Consider the following 18,278-nt stretch of genomic DNA (forward strand, 5'->3'; position numbering starts at 1 on the left):
AAGGATAAATTATGGGAAAAGTATTAGGAATTGACTTAGGAACAACAAATTCAGCGATGGCGGTTTTTGAAGGAAATGAATCAAAAATCATTGCAAATAAAGAAGGGAAAAATACAACTCCATCGGTTGTGGCTTTTACTGATAAAGGTGAGATTTTGGTAGGAGATCCTGCAAAAAGACAAGCTATCACTAATCCAGAAAAAACTATTTATTCTATTAAAAGAATTATGGGATTAATGTTTAATGAAGATAAAGCTCAAGAAGCTAAAAAAAGACTTCCTTATAAAGTAGTTGATAGAAATGGTGCTTGTGCGATTGAAATTGCAGGAAAAGTTTATACGCCACAAGAGATTTCTGCAAAGATTCTTATGAAGCTTAAAGCTGATGCAGAAAGTTATTTGGGAGAGGAAGTAACAGAAGCAGTTATCACCGTTCCAGCCTATTTTAACGATGCACAAAGAAAAGCAACTAAAGAAGCAGGGACAATTGCGGGGCTTAATGTGCTTAGAATCATCAATGAGCCAACTTCAGCAGCACTTGCTTATGGTTTGGATAAAAAACAAGCAGAAAAAATTGTAGTGTATGATTTGGGTGGTGGGACATTTGATGTTACCGTGCTAGAAACAGGCGATAATGTTGTAGAAGTTTTGGCAACAGGTGGTGATGCGTTTTTAGGTGGAGATGACTTTGATAACGCGATTATTGATTGGGCAGCAAAAGAATTTGAAGATGAAAATGGAATCAATCTCAAAAATGATGTAATGGCACTTCAAAGATTAAAAGAAGCAGCAGAAAACGCTAAAAAAGAGTTAAGTAGTGCGCAAGAAACTGAAATTAACTTGCCTTTTATTACAGCGGATGCAAGCGGTCCAAAACACTTGGTTAAAAAGATTAGTCGCGCTAAGTTTGAATCGCTTATTGAATCTTATATCAACCAAACTATTAATAAAATCGGCGATGTTATCAAAGATGCAGATTTAAGCAAAGGGGATATTGCAGAAGTTGTTATGGTGGGTGGTTCTACAAGGATTCCAAAAGTTCAAGAAAGAGTGAAAGAGTTTATTGGTAAAGAGCTTAATAAATCAGTGAATCCAGATGAAGTTGTGGCAATTGGTGCGGCAATTCAAGGGGGTGTATTAAAAGGCGATGTAAAGGATGTTTTATTGCTTGATGTTACACCTCTTAGCTTGGGAATTGAAACATTAGGTGGAGTGATGACGAAGATTATTGATCGAGGCACGACTATTCCTGTTAAGAAAAATCAAGTTTTCTCAACGGCAGAAGACAATCAACCTGCTGTAACTATTCAAGTTTTACAAGGGGAGAGAGAACTTGCAAGAGATAATAAAGTGCTTGGAAATTTTGAGCTAAGCGGTATCCCAGCAGCACCAAGAGGTGTGCCTCAAATTGAAGTTACTTTTGATATTGATGCAAATGGTATCTTAACAGTGAGTGCCAAAGACAAAGCAACAGGCAAAGCTCAAGAAATCAAAATCACAGGTTCTAGTGGATTGTCTGATTCTGAAATTGAAAAAATGGTAAAAGATGCTGAACTTAATAAAGAAGAAGACAAAAAGAAAAAAGAAGCCATTGAAGTAAGAAATCAAGCAGATAGCCTTGTTTATCAAACTCAAAAAAGCCTTGATGAAATGAAAGAAAAAATTGATTCAAGTGAGGCTGAAAAGATTCAAAATGCAATCAATGATTTGCAAACAACTTTAAAAAATGAAAATGCTTCTAAAGAAGAGATTGAGCAAAAAGTTAAGGCACTCACAGAAGTAAGCCATAAACTTGCTGAAGCAATGTATCAAAAAGATCAAAATGCACAAGGTGGCGCAACACAACAAAACAAAAAAGATGATGATGTGATTGACGCAGAAGTCGAATAACAATTCTCTTAATTAACCCTCTTAATAATCCTAGCCTTTGGGCTTGGATTGACTACTTATTTTTTAAATAAATCTCTCTTTTTTACTTATTAATTAAAATTTTTAAATTGATAATTTAATGACACAACCTGTCATCATGCTTTTTTATAATTTCTCCATAAATTAATTCAAAGGATAACAAATGAATAAATTAGCTTTAGTTTTAGGCGGAGTAGCTTTAGGCGCTTGTGGTTATGGTCTTAAAAAGTGGTATGATAAAACAAGTGAGGAACTTTATTATACCGATGATCCAAAAGATATTTTAAGTGAGATGGTGAGTGATGCTGCTAATAAAGTATATGATGGTTTAGAGTGGCTAGAGAAAAAGATTCTTGGTGAAGAGGCGCTTGTGATTTCTGATTTGTATGGTGGCAAAGAAGCTATAGAGAATAATCCAGAACTCAAAGAGCAGTATGAAGAACATATAAGACGCATTAAAAGTATTTTTGAACAAGTAGCTAGTCAAGCAAATAATCAAGAAACTAGCCAGGCAACTTGCCAAGAAAATAAAGACGCTTAAAGTTGATAAACATAGCAAAGCTAAATAACTTTTTAATTAGGTTAGCTTAGGCTATGTTTTAAATGGTTTTGGTAAGGAAAATTGTTTGCAAAAGGTTAAAGTTTAAAAAAGCGATAGTAATCAAAAGTGTAGTTATAGAATCTAAGTAAAAATCAAAAAATAAAATTAAAGGGTTTTTTATGGGAATAATAGCATTTTTATTAATGATTGCTCTAGTGGTTTCTCAAGCTGCGTTGATAGCAGCTGTGATGTGTTTTATGGCTGTGCTTTATTTTTTGGTTTTAATTTATGAAATCATTCTGGAATATGTTCCAGAGCCTTTTGGTTTTATTTTGATTGTAGCTTTAATCTTGTATGGAATCTATAGGTTTTTAAAAAGAGTGTAATTCCAAAAATGAAATTTCAAATTTAATTAAAAATAAAAAAGCTAAATAAAATTATCCTTTAAATCCTTGACTTTTGCGGGGGGGGGGGGCTATAATTGCAAAGGGATTAAAATGGAGATGTTAAGTAACATAGTGCAGTTTATAGGAGCTTTAATTTTATTTTTTTCATTATAGCATCGTTGTGGGTGCTTTTACCTATGGCAGCATTAGGCTTTTTAATTTGGTTTTTGGTAAGTCTTTTTATTCCAGCTCCCTATAGTGAATATGTGGTTATAGGTATATTTGTTTTATTTGTTTTTGGTATGCTTAAAAGCAAATAATTTTTAAATCAATAATTTAATGAAAAAATACAAAATCTTAACAAGGAGAAAAAATGCACATTTGTAAAAAATGTAATTACAAAAATCAAAAAGAAGAGTTGTTATTTTGCCTAAATTGTGGCGAAATTCTAAAAGATGAGTATCAAGACAAGGAATTTTTGGCTGAAAATTCTCAAAAAATACAAAATTTCTTAAGCAAAGTAGAAAAAGTGAGTCAAAATTCAAAAATTACAGCACCTATAAAAGAGCTTAGCAAAGATTACGAGCATATCTTAGAAATACAAAATTTCTTAAAGCTTTATGAAAAAGAATTTGGTGATGAAAAAGCTATTTCAAATTTTATTAAAAATACTCGTCAATTCTTACAAAGAGACAATAGCTTTCAGATAGCCTTTGCAGGGACAATTAAAGCAGGTAAATCAACGCTAATTAATGCAATGCTTAAAAAAGACTATGCAAGTATGAATGTCTCTCCAGAAACTGCAGTGCTTACTAAATTTAAATATGGTAAAGAAGCTAAAATGACCATATCTTTTTATAATGCAAATGAATGGGAAGAGTTATGGCAAAGTGCTACAAAAAGCGGAAGTTTGTTTAAAGAAAATTATGAAAAGTTACAGGCTGATACCCAAAAAGATAAATGGGTAAATAAAGCAAACATACAAGAAGATTTGAGTAAAGAAGGGCTTAAAAAATACACTTCTTCACAATCTGCAGTGCATTATTTTGTAAAAGAAGTAGAGATAGAATTTCCTGAATTTCCTTATGAAAAAAACATTGTTTTTGTAGATACTCCGGGGCTTGATGATGCAGTAGATTATAGATCAAAAGTTACAAGAGATTATATTAACCGAGCTAATGCAGTTTTAGTATGTGTGAATTCAAAAGCACTTACTAACTCAGAGCTTACAACAATTTTAAGAATTTTTGATCATACAGGTGGAAAGCCTGAAAAAGTGTATGTGCTTGGAACTCAATATGACTTGCTAAATAAGCCATTAAATGATTGGAATATACAAAAAGCAGAATGGAGTAAATACTTAAGCTCAAAAGATAACAATGAGCAAATAAGATACACCCCGCAACTAGCAGAAAAAAATATTATTCCGGTCTCTGGCTATGTGGCATTGCTTTGTGAGTTATACAAACAAAATTCCCTAAATGATGAGCAAAGAGAAAACTTAGAAAATACAAGTTTTAAATTATTTAGAGCAACTGAACTAGATAACAAGTTAGATGATTTAAAAAAATTTACTAATGTAGATTTTATTCATCAAAAAATCAAAGATGACATACTTGATAGCACACAAAAAGAAATTATTGATGATACTAAAAAAGAGTATAAAAGAATTCACAAAGAAATTGAAAATTACTTCAAGGAAAGCGCTAAAAGTCTTGAAGAAAGCTATGAAATTTCAAAATCAGATATAGATAGTTTAAATGCAAAAATGCAAAAAGAAAAAGAAAATTTAGCAAAGCTTCAAGAAAGCCAAAATGAACTGGAGAATTTAATCAATGAATTTGAAAGTGAAAGCAAGAAAATGTTAAAAGAACTAGAAGATGAGATAGAAAAAATCATCGAAGAAAACAAGCGTTAAGGGGTGATTATGGGTTTTTTTGATTTTGTATGCGATGTTTGCAGTGCTGCTTGGGAAGGAGTTAAGGCTGTTGGTAGAGGCATTGGATCTTTACTGGGGTTTGGCGTAAGAGATGGAGGTCCTTATGATAGAGATAATGCTAGCATGGAAGAGACTTTGCGTGTTACAAATAATTTGAACGAATTTAAAAGCAAGGCAGGTAATAGGGCTTCGTCTATAGAAGACGAGCTTAGAGAAAAATGTGAAGCTGTTTTTGATACTTTGCTTGATGAAGTAGAAAAGCTAAATCAAAAAGAATTTGGTGCTCTAAAACTAAATTTAAGCATTAAAATGCTTAGAGCAAATAACAGAAAAACTCTAAGAAATATAAAAGGCACAATTAAAAATGAGCTTTTGCCAAAGGTGAGTATAGATAATGCAAAATGTAGCGAAATTTTAAAAATACATAATGATAAAGACAGACGCAAACAAATGGATGATTTTATCTATAAAACTATGATTAATTCTATTAAGACTCTAAAAAAACGTGTTATAGAAGACACTTGGGATAGTTTAGAAAATATCAAAGAAGGATTGCAAATTAGCTTTGATAGGATTAAAGGAATAAATGAAAGAAAGTTGCAAGGTTTAGAAGATTTAAAAAGATCGGAAAATGATGTGAGAGAAAGAGAAAAAGCGCAAATTAAACTAGCTTTAAATATTTGTCTTTCCAATCTTGCACTAAATAAATTAAAAAACACATAAAGGAGAAAAAGTGATACCTATTCCACCAATGATAATTCCTTGGCTTAAAAAAGCTGCAATGGTGGCTTTAAAATACCTGCCAGATGCTATAAGATTATACAAAAGTGGAAAAAAAGAAATCCAAGAACTAGCCAAAATAAGGGCTTTAAATGCAAAAACAAGCTTTGAAGAAGAAATGCGTATTGGCACTTCTCTTACAAGAATTAAAAATGAAGTTTTAGATAATTCTTATAAAATTCAAGAAGGAATTGATGATTTTATAGAAGAGTATTTTGATAACCTAAAAGAGCTTTTAGAAGATAAAAACATAACAACTTCGGTGCTGGATAGAAGCTATTCTAAATGTTCAAGGGAGATTAAAAGTGTTTTTAAAAGTACATTGAATGAAAAAATCAGCCTAAGCAATGATAAATGGAAAAATGCTCTAAGCATAGAAAATAACCAAAACAGACAAGAAAGCATAGAAAGCTTAACTAATGAAGCAATATCTTGTGCCTTAAGATCTTTAAAAAACGAATTGGTGCTAAATTTTAATGAAACTTTTGCCATCATTAGTGAAAAGATCAAAGATAAAAACGACTCAAAGCTAAGTATCATCGAAAATAAAATTCAAGAATTAGAAAAGCTTAAAAGCATACAAGAGCTTGATAAAAAACAATTATTGCAAATAGAGCTTTTGAGTAATTTATCTTTTCAGAATATAGCTTTGAAATTTTTGGAGCAAAGATGAAATATTTTATTATAAGATGTAACAATGCAAATACAATTAAACAAGGCGCTTGTTACTATCATAATCTTAGGTTTTCTAGTTTAAGATTTACATTTGAAGGTAAAAAACTCTTGAATTTAGAGAAAAAATACAAAAAGAATCTAGCAATTTTAGAAGAAATTACAGAGAGTTTTTTAGAATCTTATTTTTCTAAATTTTACCCTAAAATCAAGCTAGAAGTAAAACAGAATTTTTTGGATTTTAAAATTTTTATTTGCCATAAAGAATGGCTTGGTGGTGATGATGATATTATGAATAAATTTTTTAAGTTTGAGCTTAAAAAAACACTAATTATAAAAGTTAGAAGAATTTTAAAAGATAAAATTAAAAAATTTAAATATAAGCTTGAGCAAATAAAATTACAAAAAATACTAAGGCTAAAGTTATATAAAAAACTTAAACAAGAAAAACAATACAAAGACTTTTTGCAAGAAAAAGCTTTATTGATTTTAAAGGAGAAAAAATGATTGCGCTTAATTATCGAGGAATGTTTCGGGAGTTTTCTCGTGACCATCTACTAGTAAAACAATTTATCGGAGATGAAGAAGGAGAATTTCTTAGCAATGAAGCAAATGTGGAAATTTTAAATTTAATCAATGATTTAATTGTATTTTTAGATGGAATAAATTGTTTAAAATTAGATGAAATTCTACAAATAAATTACGGATGCGATGAATATGTAAAAATTTTAAAAAATAAAGAAAATAGCGGAGTAGATATAGAAAATTTAATCAGACTAGTAAAAGATTATATAGATCTTTATCCAAGAATTAAGAATGACGAAAAAAGCAATTATAGGATTATAACAAAAGATGATCTTAATTTCTTTAAGGAAACAATAATTTCTTATATGTATTTTTTATGTAGAGAAAGTGATAAAGAAGTGCTAGTAGAAAAGCTAGATGCTTACAATAAAAAAGCCTTAGAGCTTTGTGCTAATGTAGATGAGATATTTTCAAGACTTGAAGAAAGTTATATAAAAGCTAGCGATCTTGAAGGTTTTACAAAAAACCATGAGAGTGAAATTAGGTTTTTAAATGATTTTATCTTGCAATTTATCATTTTATTCGAGGATTTTAGTAAAATAAATTATCTTTATTTTACAGACTCGACTCTAAGAGAAAGAATCCGTAATTATAATAAATTTTTTAATGAAATAGATGAAAAGCTTGATTCTTTAAGCTTAGAAAATAAAGAAAATTTGAGCGAAATTGAATGATTGTGAAGCAAAATCTCTTAATTCTCTATAATCCTTACTATCAGCAGGATGTTATAAAATTGCATTTGGAAATTTTGCTAGACAAAGGTCAGGTAGCATTTGGCAAGGTAGAATCCAAGCTTAAAGAATCTAGCGGGGAGATAGAGCTAGATAAAAATCAAAAGTTAAATAATGAGTTATTGCAAGAAGTTTGTGAAAATATCTCTCCTAGTAATCCTTTGCAACTTTTCTTAAGCGATTATGCAAATTTATTTGTTGCAAAGGTAATAAAAGCAAGTAAAGAAGTAGATGAAAATATTGTTCCAAAATACTATCAAGAAAAGAATCTAAAAGTGGAAGATTATTTCTTAATCACAGATTTAAGAGAATTGGTAAGAGAAAATTTCACACTCTTAAGGGATAAATTTTTGGCAAATTTTACAACCGCAAATAATCACACTTATGCCATTTATGGAAACAATTATATCTATCCTTTAGTAGTCAAACAAAAAGAAGAAATTAATTATTTTTATGATGAAACAAATAAATATTATCTAAGTGTCTATAAAAATCAAGAATATTTAAAAATGCAAGAAAATTTTATACAATTTATCTTTGGCAAAAGGTTTTTTTATGCGCTACATCCCGATAGCATCAATAACCTTATCCTAGCAGAGCTAGAACTACAAGAAAACTTAGAAAATCCACTTTATGACTTTACTTCAATAATAGTAAAATACTCTAAAACTATAGAATATGAAGTATATGATTTTGCCAAAAAAATATTTTCAAAACTTATCGAACGGAATTCTCATCTTTTGTCTATAAGTTATAGTGTGCAAGGAAGGGAATTTGACTTTAAGCAGTTTTTCATCAGCAAACCTAATCTTGGAACAATTAAATTTTTATTTAAAAATAAAGAAATTCAAGAGCTTTTAGACAAGGATATAAAAGGCTTTATCAATTATGAATTTAATAAAACCTTAGATAAATTTCAAATAATACGAAATCATGCAGTGCATACAAAATCGCCCACTTTGGAACAGACGCTAAAAATTAGAAGCCTAATTTTAGGTATAGAAAATACTAGCATTTTAAAACGCGCATTAGAGTATAAATTCAAATAAAAAGGATAAAAATGATAAGACCAAAGCCTTTTCTTAAAAAATGCCCAAAGTGCGGAAAAATGTTTTTTTGTGCTCCTAAGAGCGATTGTTTAAATCCAAGTGATTTTTTCTGCGATAAGTGTAGTGGCAAAAAAGATACAAGCTTGATAAGTAAAATTATTTCTGTAATTAAAAAGGTTTAATATGACCCACGATAAACTTGCAGTGCGTTTAGCACAAATTTTAATGCGTTTTAATGATGGGGGAAAGTTTAGTTTAGAAGAGTTAGCAAGTGAGTTTGGCGTAGATATTAGAACCATACAAAGAGATTTAAACCAAAGACTTTCTTTTATGCCTATCAAAAAAGAAAATGGCAAGTATTTTTTAGAATCTTTTGTTCTTGGTAAGCTTAGTTTTAAAGATATACAAAATTTTGCTATGTTAAGTGGGATTCAAGAGCTTTATCCAAAACTGGATAAGGATTTTATAACAGATTTGCTAAACTCTAAAGTAAATAGCATTTTTATGGTAAAAAATGAAGGCTTTGAAAAAGTGAGTTATGAATTATTTGAATCCATAAGCATAGCTATTGTAAGGTATAATGTTTTGAGTTTTGTCTATAAAGATAAAGATAAGAATCGTGAGGTTAATCCCTATAAGCTTATTAATAATAAAGGGATTTGGTATGTTTTAGTCGATGAAAAGGGCAAGTTAAAGCATTTTGCATTAAGCAAGATAAAGAATCTAAAAATTACAAAGCAGAATTTTACCCCACAGCAAGAATTTTTACAACAAATCAAAGAGGATGCAAGCATCTGGCTTAATGCGACCAAAGAAGCGACAATCAAGCTAGATAAAAAGGGAAAAGATTATTTTTTTAGAAAAAAATTATTTGAATATTGTGAAATAGTAGATGAGGATGAAAAATATTTTATTTTGAATGTGCGTTTTTCTTATGATGATGAGCTTTTAAATGTGGTAAAACAATGGATACCTTATATCAAGATTATCTCCCCTTTAGAGCTTAAAGAAAAACTTCATATTCTTTTGCAAGAATATCTAAATCAAGATTCATAGCTAATTTTTAAAAATAGAGATTCTCCTATCTAGTGGTTTTTAAATAACTTATTTGCAAAAAGTTTCTTTTAGTGGTTTTTTAGATACAATTCTTGAGAAATTGCATAGGAATATTTTCAATAGAATCTTGATAATCAAAGGGGAAAAATGTCAAAAAAGATAATGTCTTTAATGGTTTTTTGTCTTTTTTGTATAGATATATCTGCAAATCCTCTAAAGTCTCTTATTATTAATGCTAATAATAATCCCCTGCTAGAATCAAAAAATTACCAAACTCAAGCCCTAAAGGAAGAAAAAAAGGCGCTTTATTCTGGATATTTGCCCAAAGTTGAAGTGGGCTATGCCTATCAAAATATCAATAATCCAGACCTTTTTTATCCCAAAAGCGTAAATGGACCTTTTGTTGAAGCTTCTTGGCTTTTGTTTGATGGATTAAAAAGAGAAGGGAAATTTTCGATTCAAGACCATAAAATCAAAGCTTCTGAATTTTCTGCCTTAAGCACGAAGCAGCAGATTTTTTTGAAAATCATTCAAGAATATTTTCAAGCCCTAAGCCTAAAATCAAAACGCAAAGCACTTTTAAGCCAGCAAAATGAATTAGAACAAAGCATTATCAAATATCAGACTTTTTTTGAATCTGGACTTGCTTCACAAGATACACTAGAGGCGATTAAATCGCAGTTTGCACAAAATTCTTATCAATTAGAAAATATTGATTTAGCTCTAGAAGCTCGTAAAGAACAAATAAGCCTTTTAAGCGGAGTGGAGAATTTTCTTTTAGATGATTTGGTAAATATTAAAGAAATTTCTGCTCAAACACCACAAAAACAAAGGGCAGATTTACAAGCACAATTCCATTATGTCAAAAGCCTAGAAAATGCTTCCACGCAATACACTTATTTGCCAACCATCGCCTTAAGCAATCGCTACACAAACTATCAATACCATAATCGCAATATTCCAACGCTTCCTTTTCCTATTTCTATTGAAGATCCTAAGTATCAAAATATTTTTGGGGTTAGTGTTTCTTTTGTGCTTTTTGATTCTTTTGCAACACTAAAAGCTAAAGAATCAGCCCATTTACAAGCCTTAGCAGCTAACTCTGAATACGCTCATCAAAAAGATTCTCAAAAAAGGGAGCGCATCATCGCCCAAAGCGCCCTTGAAACTGCAAAAGAAAAAATTCAATGGGCTTTTTCTGCACTCACTTCTGCTTCCATAGCCTATACTTATGCAAAAGAAAAATTTAATTCACAATTGATTGACTACACACAATACCTAAAAGCACTTTCAAATCTTTTTAACGCACAATCTTTTTATGATGAAGCGCGTTTTGATTATGAGATTAAAAAGGCAGAATTTCTTTATTCTAATGGTGAGAATCTAGAGGAGTTTTTATGAGGCAAATTTTAATTAGCATTTTGTGTTTTTTGCCATTATTTGGAGAGGAGATTTATGCGACTTTTAATATCCAAGCCACTCAAAGTGCCACTTTAAGTTTAGCTAGTAATGGCGTTATAGAAGAGATTTTTGTAGAAGTGGGAGATTTTGTTGAAAAAGGGGAGAAATTACTCACACTTAAAGCAAAGGATTTGCAAGAAAATGTGAAAATTGCCAAGGCAACTTTGGATTCTGCTAGAATTGAATATAATTTTTTAGAATCTCAATACAAGCGTTATCAATCCTCTAAAAATGTGATTGATAAAAACACTTTTGAAAGAATACAATCTCAATACCAATCTAGTCTTTATGCGTTTAAAAAAGCACAAGCTAACTATGATTTGCAAAAAGAGCTTTTGGATAAAACTATCCTATATGCCCCCTTTAGTGGTGTTATTAGTAATAAATTTGTTGAAGTGGGTGATGGTGTGGGGGCTATTTCAAGCAAACTTTTTGTATTAGAATCCAAGCAAAAAAAGGCAATGATTGAGTTTGATTCGCAGTATTTTAGTCAAGTCAAAGTTGGTGATAAATTTCAATACAAACTCCAAAATATTGCACAAAAAGACTCTTTAATTCTCACAAAAATCTATCCTAGTATTGATATGAAAACCAAGAAGGCAAAAGCAGAGGCGCTCTTAAAAAGAGATTTGCCCTCTGGAATCTTTGGTGATGGTTTGATTTTGGGGCAATAATGTCAAAAATAGCAATAGAGCGACCCATTGCAACTTTAATGTTTATTTTGGCGTTGATATTTTTTGGTATAGATGCTCTAAAAAGACTTAGTGTTTCACTTTATCCTAATGTTGATATTCCTGTGATTACCATTACCACGCTTTATCCTGGGGCTAATCCTGAGATTGTTGAGAGCAAGGTAACAGAAAAGATTGAAGAAGCCATTAGTGGGATTGAATCGCTAAAAAAAATCACTTCTAATAGTAGCGATAGCGTGAGCGTGGTGGTTGCGGAGTTTGAGCTAGAAAAGCCCCTTGAAATTGCAGCTAATGATGTGCGCGATAAGGTGCTATCTGTTAGCTTTGGAAGTGAAGTGAAATCTCCTGTGGTTGAAAAATTTAATGTTGGTGGTGCGCCTATTATTTCGCTTTTTGTGTCATCTAAAACTCCAATTACCAATGAAAAAGAACTTTTAGAAATAAATACGCATACAAATTGGAATATTAAGCCTTTGTTACAACGCATCAAAGGCGTGGGCAAGGTTAATTTGGTTGGATTTTTAGAAAGAGAGATTAAAATCATACCTAATCCTACTTTGCTCAATCAATACAACTTGACTTATTTGGACTTAACAAGGGCTATTGGCGCACAAAATGTAGAAATTGATGGAGGCAGAATCATCGCTAAAGATAAGGAATGGAAGATTCTCACACAAGCTGATTCTAATAATTTAAAAGAATTAGGTGATATTCTTGTGGGAGATAATATTAAGCTAAGTGATATTGCTAAGATTGAAGATTCTACAGAAGAGCAAAGAAGCTTTGCAAACTTGCTTTCTAAAGATATTCAAGGCAGTGGAATCTTGCTTGAAATACAAAAGATTTCAGGGGCAAATGAGATTGAAATCACAGATGCTATTAGAGAGATTCTGCCAAGTTTGCAAGAAAGTAGTCCAAAATACAATTTAACGCTTTTAAGAGATACGACTACTTATATCAAAGACACGATTTGGGCGGTGGAGCTTGATTTGATTTTGGGTGCGTTTTTGGCAGTTTTTGTAGTGTTTTTCTTTTTGCGTAATGTTTCAATGACTTGGATTGCAAGTTTGAGTATTCCTGCTTCTATTATGGGAACTTTTGCATTTATGTATTATTGGGGTATGACTTTAAATCTCACAACATTAATAGCAATTACTTTGGCAATTGGGATTATTATTGATGATGCTATTGTGGTAATTGAAAATATTTATAAAAAAATTGAAGGAGGAATGTCGCGTAAAGAAGCAGCATTAATGGGGGTTAAGGAAATTATTTTTGCACTAATAGCTATTTCTGCAATGCTTTTGTCAGTTTTTGTGCCTATTGCCAATATGGGTGGAATTACGGGACGATTCTTTGTTTCTTTTGGTATTAGTCTTGGTGCTTGTATTATTATTTCTTTTTTTGTGGTTATTACCTTTATCCCTATGTTAAGCTCAAGGGTTGCTAATCATACACAAAGCACTTTTTATCTTCAAACAGAGAAATATTTCAAGGCTTTAGAATTGCTATATGTGCGGATTCTTAAATGGGTGTTAGCCCATAAAGCTTTTGTGATTTTAAGTATTGTAAGTATTTTTGTGGTTTCACTCCTTTTGATTGCGCGACTGGGAGTAGAGTTTTTGCCTTCAGAAGATAAGGCAGAATTTGATATTAATCTCACTGCTAAGCCTGGAATCTCGCTAGAAGCAATGCAAAAACAAGCTTTGGCTATACAAGAGCGATTAAATCAAGAAAAAGAGGTGGAATATAGCATTTTAAAGATTGGTTATACAGCAGAAAAAAAGATTTATGAAGCAAAAATTTATGTGCGTTTAGTGCCTTATAATAAAAGAGAAAGAGATTTGCAAGAAGTAATGCAGTTTTTAAGAGGAGTTTATGCGGATTATACAAAGCAATTTGATTTAGAAATTGCTTTAATTGAGATTCCTCAAATTAGCTTAGGAGAAGATGATTCGCCACTTCAATTAGCACTTTATTCACTAGATAATACTGCTTTGCAAACAAGTGTGAAGAGAATCACTAGTTTTATGGAGCAAAGTGGAAAATACAAAGATATTCACACAAATATTAAACCCCAAACGCCACAATTAGAAATAACTATCAACCGCGCTTTAGCAAGTCAGTATGGATTTAGCGCTCAAGAAATCGCTTTGGTAATCAATGGTGCTTTTAGTGGTGTGCAAGAAATTTCTTATTATCGTGAAAATGGCAAGGAATATAATATTGTGTTGTTAGCCCCCAAAAGAAATCAAATAAAAGACTTAAAAACTCTTACCTTACGCAATGCAAAAGGAGAAAATGTATTTTTAGAAGGGATTGTGGAGATTAAAGAAGTAGGGGGAGTTACTACAATTAGGCATTATGATAGGCAAAAAAGCGTGATGGTGTATGCTAATTTAGCAGAAAATATCAGTTTGGGTGAGGCTACAAATTTTTTGGAAGAAAACAAGGATTCTTGGTTAGAATCTGGCGTCCATTATAAGATTGAGGGTTATGCTAAATATATGCAAGAAACTAATGAAGCTTTTGTTCTGGCAATGACTATGGCGTTTGTTTTGATTTATTTTATTTTAGCAGCTTTATATGAATCACTCATTCAGCCTTTAATTATTATGATTACTTTGCCTTTGAGTTTTACAGGGGCTTTTTTGGGGCTTTTTATTAGTGGAGAATCGCTTAGTTTGTTTAGCATTATGGGGCTTATGCTGCTTATGGGACTTGTGGGTAAAAATGCAACTTTAATCATTGATGTGGCTAATGAAAAACACAGAGGGGGTATGGAGTTAGAGAATGCTATTATTAAAGCAGGGGAAACTCGGTTGCGACCAATTTTAATGACAACTATTGCAATGATTTTTGGAATGTTGCCTCTAGCCTTAGCAGGTGGTGCTGGAAGTGGGATAAAGTCTCCCATGGGAATTGCTGTAATTGGTGGTTTGCTAGTATCAATGATTCTTAGTTTGCTTGTGGTGCCAGCATTTTATCGATTATTATCTCCACTTGATGAAAAACTAAGAAAATATTATCGCTAAAATAAAATTTTAGTAGATTCTTTTGGAATTTAGTAGTATAATGCTTTTACATAAATAAGGAGATGCTAAATGGATCCAATTTCAATGAATAGTTATTCAGGATATAACGCTTTTTCTAGTGCTCAAAGCGGAATTAGTGCTAATGTGCAAAATGCAACTTTGGAGACTTCAAATACAGATTTAACTCAAAGCACAGCTAATACCATAACAGCACAAAATGGTGTAGAGGCTAATGCAGTAAGTATGCAAACAGCTGATTCTATGTATCAAAGTTTGCTAGATATTATGGCTTAGCCTTTTTTATTGATTATTCTATTTGCTTTGTAATGGACTTATGCTAAAATTTGCCTTATTTAATTCTGTAAGGGAAGTTATATGGTAGATTATGGTATTCATTATTGGGCAAATGATGATTTTATTATTGAAGATGGTAAGGTTAAAGTTAATTTTGGTAATAAACCTGCATTAATTGATATTGTTAAACAAATGCGCGAGGAAGGATATCGCGGTCCTTTACTCATTCGATTTCCTCATTTAATGAAGAAACAAGTTGAAAAAATCTTCTCACATTTTGAAAATTCTATTAAAGAATATCACTACAAGGGTAAATTCAAAGCAGTTTTTCCCATTAAGGTCAATCATTTTCCTAATTTTATTTTGCCTCTTATGGAACAAACACAGAATCGTTGCTATGGGCTAGAGGCTGGAAGTAAGTCAGAACTTATTATTGCGATGGCTTATACCAATGAAAATGCTCCTATTACCGTTAATGGTTTTAAAGATAAAGAAATGATTTCTTTAGGTTTTATTGCAGCTAAAATGGGTCATGATATTACTTTAACTATTGAAGGATTAAATGAGCTAGAGACAATCATTGAAGTAGCAAAGGCTATGGGAAAGCCTTATCCTAAAATTGGATTGCGAATTCGTCTCCATAGCACAGGAATTGGAATTTGGGCAAAAAGTGGTGGAATTAATTCTAAATTTGGATTAACTGCAACTGAATTAGTGGAAGCCATTTATCTTTTGCAAAAAAATAAGTTATTAGAACAATTTACAATGATTCATTTTCACATTGGCAGTCAAATTAGTGATATTGCACCACTTAAAAAAGCTTTAAGAGAAGCTGGGAATATTTATGCTGAATTGCGCAAAATGGGAGCAAAAAATCTTAATAATGTGAATATTGGGGGTGGTTTGGCTGTTGAATACACACAGCATGAAGCCTATCAAAATCGCAATTATACACTTGGGGAATTTAGTGGAAATGTTATTTTCACGCTTAAAGAAATTGCCAAAAACAAAAAAGAGCCTGAGCCTGATATTTTTATTGAATCGGGGCGTTATGTTTCTGCTAGTCACGCAGTTTTAATTAGTCCTGTTTTGGAGCTATTTTCACAAGAGTATGATGAAAAAGCTTTACATTTAAAAGACAAAAATCCTCCACTTGTAGAAGAGCTTTTGGATTTGTATAATACGATTAATGAAAAATCGGCTATTGAATATTTACACGATAGTTTAGAGCATATGGAGTCACTACTCACACTTTTTGATTTAGGTTATATTGATTTACAAGATAGGAGTAATACCGAAGTTTTAGTGCATCTTATTATTAAAAAAGTGATTAAGATTCTAAAGTATAAGAATCATAGCGATATTATTCGGATTCAAGAGCAGGTGCAGGAGCGGTATCTACTAAATTGTAGCTTTTTTCAAAGTTTGCCAGATTATTGGGGATTGAAGCAGAATTTTCCAGTTATTCCGCTTGATAGGTTAAATAAGCGCCCTACAAGAAGTGCGAGTTTGTGGGATATTACTTGTGATAGTGATGGAGAGATTGCTTTTGATAAAAATTACCCCTTGTTTTTGCATGACATTGATGTGAATAATGAAGAATACTTTTTGGGATTCTTTCTTGTGGGGGCTTATCAAGAAGTTCTTGGAATGCGACATAATCTCTTTACTCACCCTACGGAATTTAGCGTGGTTTTTGATGAAAAAGGAAAATATGAGATTGAGAATCTTTTAGAAGCGCAAACGATTTTAGATGTGTTAGATGATTTGGATTTTGATACCAAAGAAATTGAAAGGCGACTTAAGCAAAAGCTTGATGAAAGCATAGAAATTCCTCAAGATGAGAAGAAAGAAGTTTTGGGACAGCTTTATGTTATGCTAAGTGAAAATGGCTATTTACGAACGGTATTTAAGAGCCAAGGTGAGTTAAATTGAAATATTCTACAAGCCTTTTTGGGACTATCAAAGAAGATTTTCGTGTTATTTTAGAAAAAGACCCCGCGATTAATTCTAAAATTGAATTGTTCTTTAACTACCCTGGATTAATTGCGTTGGTGCATTATCGACTTGCTCATAAATTGCATTTAAAGGGCTTTAAGATTCTAGCTAGAATCTTGATGGGCTTTACACAATGGATTACCAATATTGATATTCATCCTGCTTGTAAAATTGGGCATAGAGTTTTTATTGATCATGGAATTGGAGTGGTGATTGGAGAGACAGCAGAAGTGGGGAATGAGGTAACGATTTATCAAGGTGTGAGTTTGGGCGGAGTTAGTTTAGAAAAAACTAAACGCCACCCAACGATAGAAGATAATGTGGTTATTGGAGCAGGTGCTAAAGTGCTCGGTAATATTACTATTGGAGCAAATTCTAAAATCGGTGCAAATTCTGTTGTGATTACTTCTGTGCCACCAAATTCTACAGCCGTTGGGATTCCTGCAAAGGTTGTAGTAAAGGGTAAAAGTAATGATTTAAATAAGATTCCAGATATTCAATTTCAACTTTTTAATTATTTGCAAAAACGTTTAGAATTATTAGAATCGCAAATTCCTCATTCTGAAGAATTGCAAGCAAGTATAGAAAAACTCAATCTTATATATTATGAATTTCTAAAGTCAAGAAGAGAATAAAATGATTATTTTTTTAAAAGATTTAAAATTAAAAAACTTATTTTTTTAAAGAGGCTTTGCTTGGAGTGTATCATAAGGTATCTTGCGACATCTTTACGCCCAAACATAATAGCAAAAGAAAAAGGAGTCATTCCTAAGCCATTATTTTCATCAATATTTGCACCATTGCTTACTAATAATTTTGCCATATCCAGATATCCTTTAAAGCAAACTCCAGCTAATGGGGTTTGTCCTCTATCATTTTTTTCATCCACTTTAGCGCCTTTTTCAAGCAACATTTTAGCGGTTTCTAAAGAATTATTATAAGCTGCTAACATAAGTAGAGTATCACCTCTATGTGTTTTTAGATTAACATTTAATCCAGCTTCTATCATAATCCTTAGATTTTCAAATTCATTATTTCTAGCAAAATTAAAAGCCATATTGCAAAGCTCTCCAAATCGCTTTTCTTCTTCTAAAGAAATTTCATTCATCATTTTATCCTTGTTTATCTATTAGTCAATCTAAAAAATTGATT

Annotated in this window: 17 protein-coding genes; 16 read left to right on the forward strand and 1 reads right to left on the reverse strand. The window is 31.5% G+C overall.

Annotation, left to right across the window (positions count from 1 at the left end):
- The first annotated feature begins 11 nt into the window (after positions 1–11).
- The 16 genes from dnaK to cysE all read left to right on the forward strand — a co-directional run bounded on the left by dnaK (position 12) and on the right by cysE (position 17,761).
- Positions 12–1,889 carry a molecular chaperone DnaK gene (gene dnaK / locus MKD52_RS02045; RefSeq protein ID WP_112057149.1) on the forward strand — a complete coding sequence of 626 codons (1,878 nt, stop codon included), beginning with the start codon at positions 12–14 and terminating at the stop codon, positions 1,887–1,889.
- A 181-nt stretch (positions 1,890–2,070) separates the two neighbouring features.
- The gene (locus MKD52_RS02050) at positions 2,071–2,448 is read left to right on the forward strand and encodes a hypothetical protein (protein WP_242099083.1); all 378 of its coding nucleotides are present in this window, start codon (positions 2,071–2,073) and stop codon (positions 2,446–2,448) included.
- 179 nt (positions 2,449–2,627) lie between these two features.
- Positions 2,628–2,834: a hypothetical protein gene (locus MKD52_RS02055; protein ID WP_054195362.1), complete on the forward strand. Its 207-nt coding sequence runs from the start codon at positions 2,628–2,630 to the stop codon at positions 2,832–2,834.
- 373 nt (positions 2,835–3,207) lie between these two features.
- Positions 3,208–4,752 (forward strand): dynamin family protein, encoded by a 1,545-nt coding sequence (locus MKD52_RS02060; RefSeq protein WP_242099084.1) that lies wholly within the window; start codon positions 3,208–3,210, stop codon positions 4,750–4,752.
- A 9-nt stretch (positions 4,753–4,761) separates the two neighbouring features.
- Positions 4,762–5,496, forward strand: coding sequence for a hypothetical protein (locus MKD52_RS02065; protein WP_242099085.1), 735 nt, complete (start codon positions 4,762–4,764; stop codon positions 5,494–5,496).
- Between the two features lie 10 nt (positions 5,497–5,506).
- Positions 5,507–6,226: a hypothetical protein gene (locus MKD52_RS02070; protein ID WP_242099086.1), complete on the forward strand. Its 720-nt coding sequence runs from the start codon at positions 5,507–5,509 to the stop codon at positions 6,224–6,226.
- Positions 6,223–6,732: a hypothetical protein gene (locus tag MKD52_RS02075; RefSeq protein WP_242099087.1), complete on the forward strand. Its 510-nt coding sequence runs from the start codon at positions 6,223–6,225 to the stop codon at positions 6,730–6,732. Before MKD52_RS02070 ends, MKD52_RS02075 begins: the two co-directional genes overlap by 4 nt.
- Entirely contained in the window at positions 6,729–7,484 is a 756-nt protein-coding gene (locus tag MKD52_RS02080) for a hypothetical protein (RefSeq protein WP_242099088.1), read from the forward strand. Before MKD52_RS02075 ends, MKD52_RS02080 begins: the two co-directional genes overlap by 4 nt.
- Positions 7,481–8,590 carry an HP0729 family protein gene (locus tag MKD52_RS02085; protein WP_242099089.1) on the forward strand — a complete coding sequence of 370 codons (1,110 nt, stop codon included), beginning with the start codon at positions 7,481–7,483 and terminating at the stop codon, positions 8,588–8,590. Before MKD52_RS02080 ends, MKD52_RS02085 begins: the two co-directional genes overlap by 4 nt.
- Positions 8,591–8,773: 183 nt before the next feature.
- Positions 8,774–9,646, forward strand: coding sequence for a YafY family protein (locus tag MKD52_RS02090; protein ID WP_242099090.1), 873 nt, complete (start codon positions 8,774–8,776; stop codon positions 9,644–9,646).
- Positions 9,647–9,793: 147 nt separating this feature from the next.
- A complete protein-coding gene (locus MKD52_RS02095; protein ID WP_242099091.1) occupies positions 9,794–11,047 on the forward strand; it encodes a TolC family protein in 1,254 nt (417 codons plus the stop codon).
- Positions 11,044–11,781: an efflux RND transporter periplasmic adaptor subunit gene (locus MKD52_RS02100; protein ID WP_242099092.1), complete on the forward strand. Its 738-nt coding sequence runs from the start codon at positions 11,044–11,046 to the stop codon at positions 11,779–11,781. Before MKD52_RS02095 ends, MKD52_RS02100 begins: the two co-directional genes overlap by 4 nt.
- On the forward strand, positions 11,781–14,834 hold the full coding sequence (locus MKD52_RS02105) for an efflux RND transporter permease subunit (protein ID WP_242099093.1): 3,054 nt from the start codon (positions 11,781–11,783) through the stop codon (positions 14,832–14,834). The genes MKD52_RS02100 and MKD52_RS02105 overlap by 1 nt, the downstream gene beginning before the upstream one ends.
- Positions 14,835–14,903: 69 nt before the next feature.
- Complete coding sequence (locus MKD52_RS02110; RefSeq protein WP_112057134.1) at positions 14,904–15,128, forward strand: flagellar basal body rod C-terminal domain-containing protein; 225 nt, start codon at positions 14,904–14,906, stop codon at positions 15,126–15,128.
- Positions 15,129–15,209: 81 nt separating this feature from the next.
- The gene (speA, locus tag MKD52_RS02115) at positions 15,210–17,063 is read left to right on the forward strand and encodes an arginine decarboxylase (RefSeq protein ID WP_242099094.1); all 1,854 of its coding nucleotides are present in this window, start codon (positions 15,210–15,212) and stop codon (positions 17,061–17,063) included.
- On the forward strand, positions 17,060–17,761 hold the full coding sequence (gene cysE / locus MKD52_RS02120) for a serine O-acetyltransferase (RefSeq protein ID WP_112057132.1): 702 nt from the start codon (positions 17,060–17,062) through the stop codon (positions 17,759–17,761). The genes speA and cysE overlap by 4 nt, the downstream gene beginning before the upstream one ends.
- A 5-nt stretch (positions 17,762–17,766) precedes the next feature.
- Here cysE and MKD52_RS02125 read toward each other — a convergent pair whose 3' ends face one another.
- Positions 17,767–18,234 (reverse strand): ankyrin repeat domain-containing protein, encoded by a 468-nt coding sequence (locus MKD52_RS02125; protein ID WP_005021968.1) that lies wholly within the window; start codon positions 18,232–18,234, stop codon positions 17,767–17,769.
- Positions 18,235–18,278 lie beyond the last annotated feature (44 nt).

Origin of the sequence: Helicobacter sp. CaF467b (assembly GCF_022664765.1) — a bacterium.
Classification (GTDB): domain Bacteria; phylum Campylobacterota; class Campylobacteria; order Campylobacterales; family Helicobacteraceae; genus Helicobacter_D; species Helicobacter_D colisuis.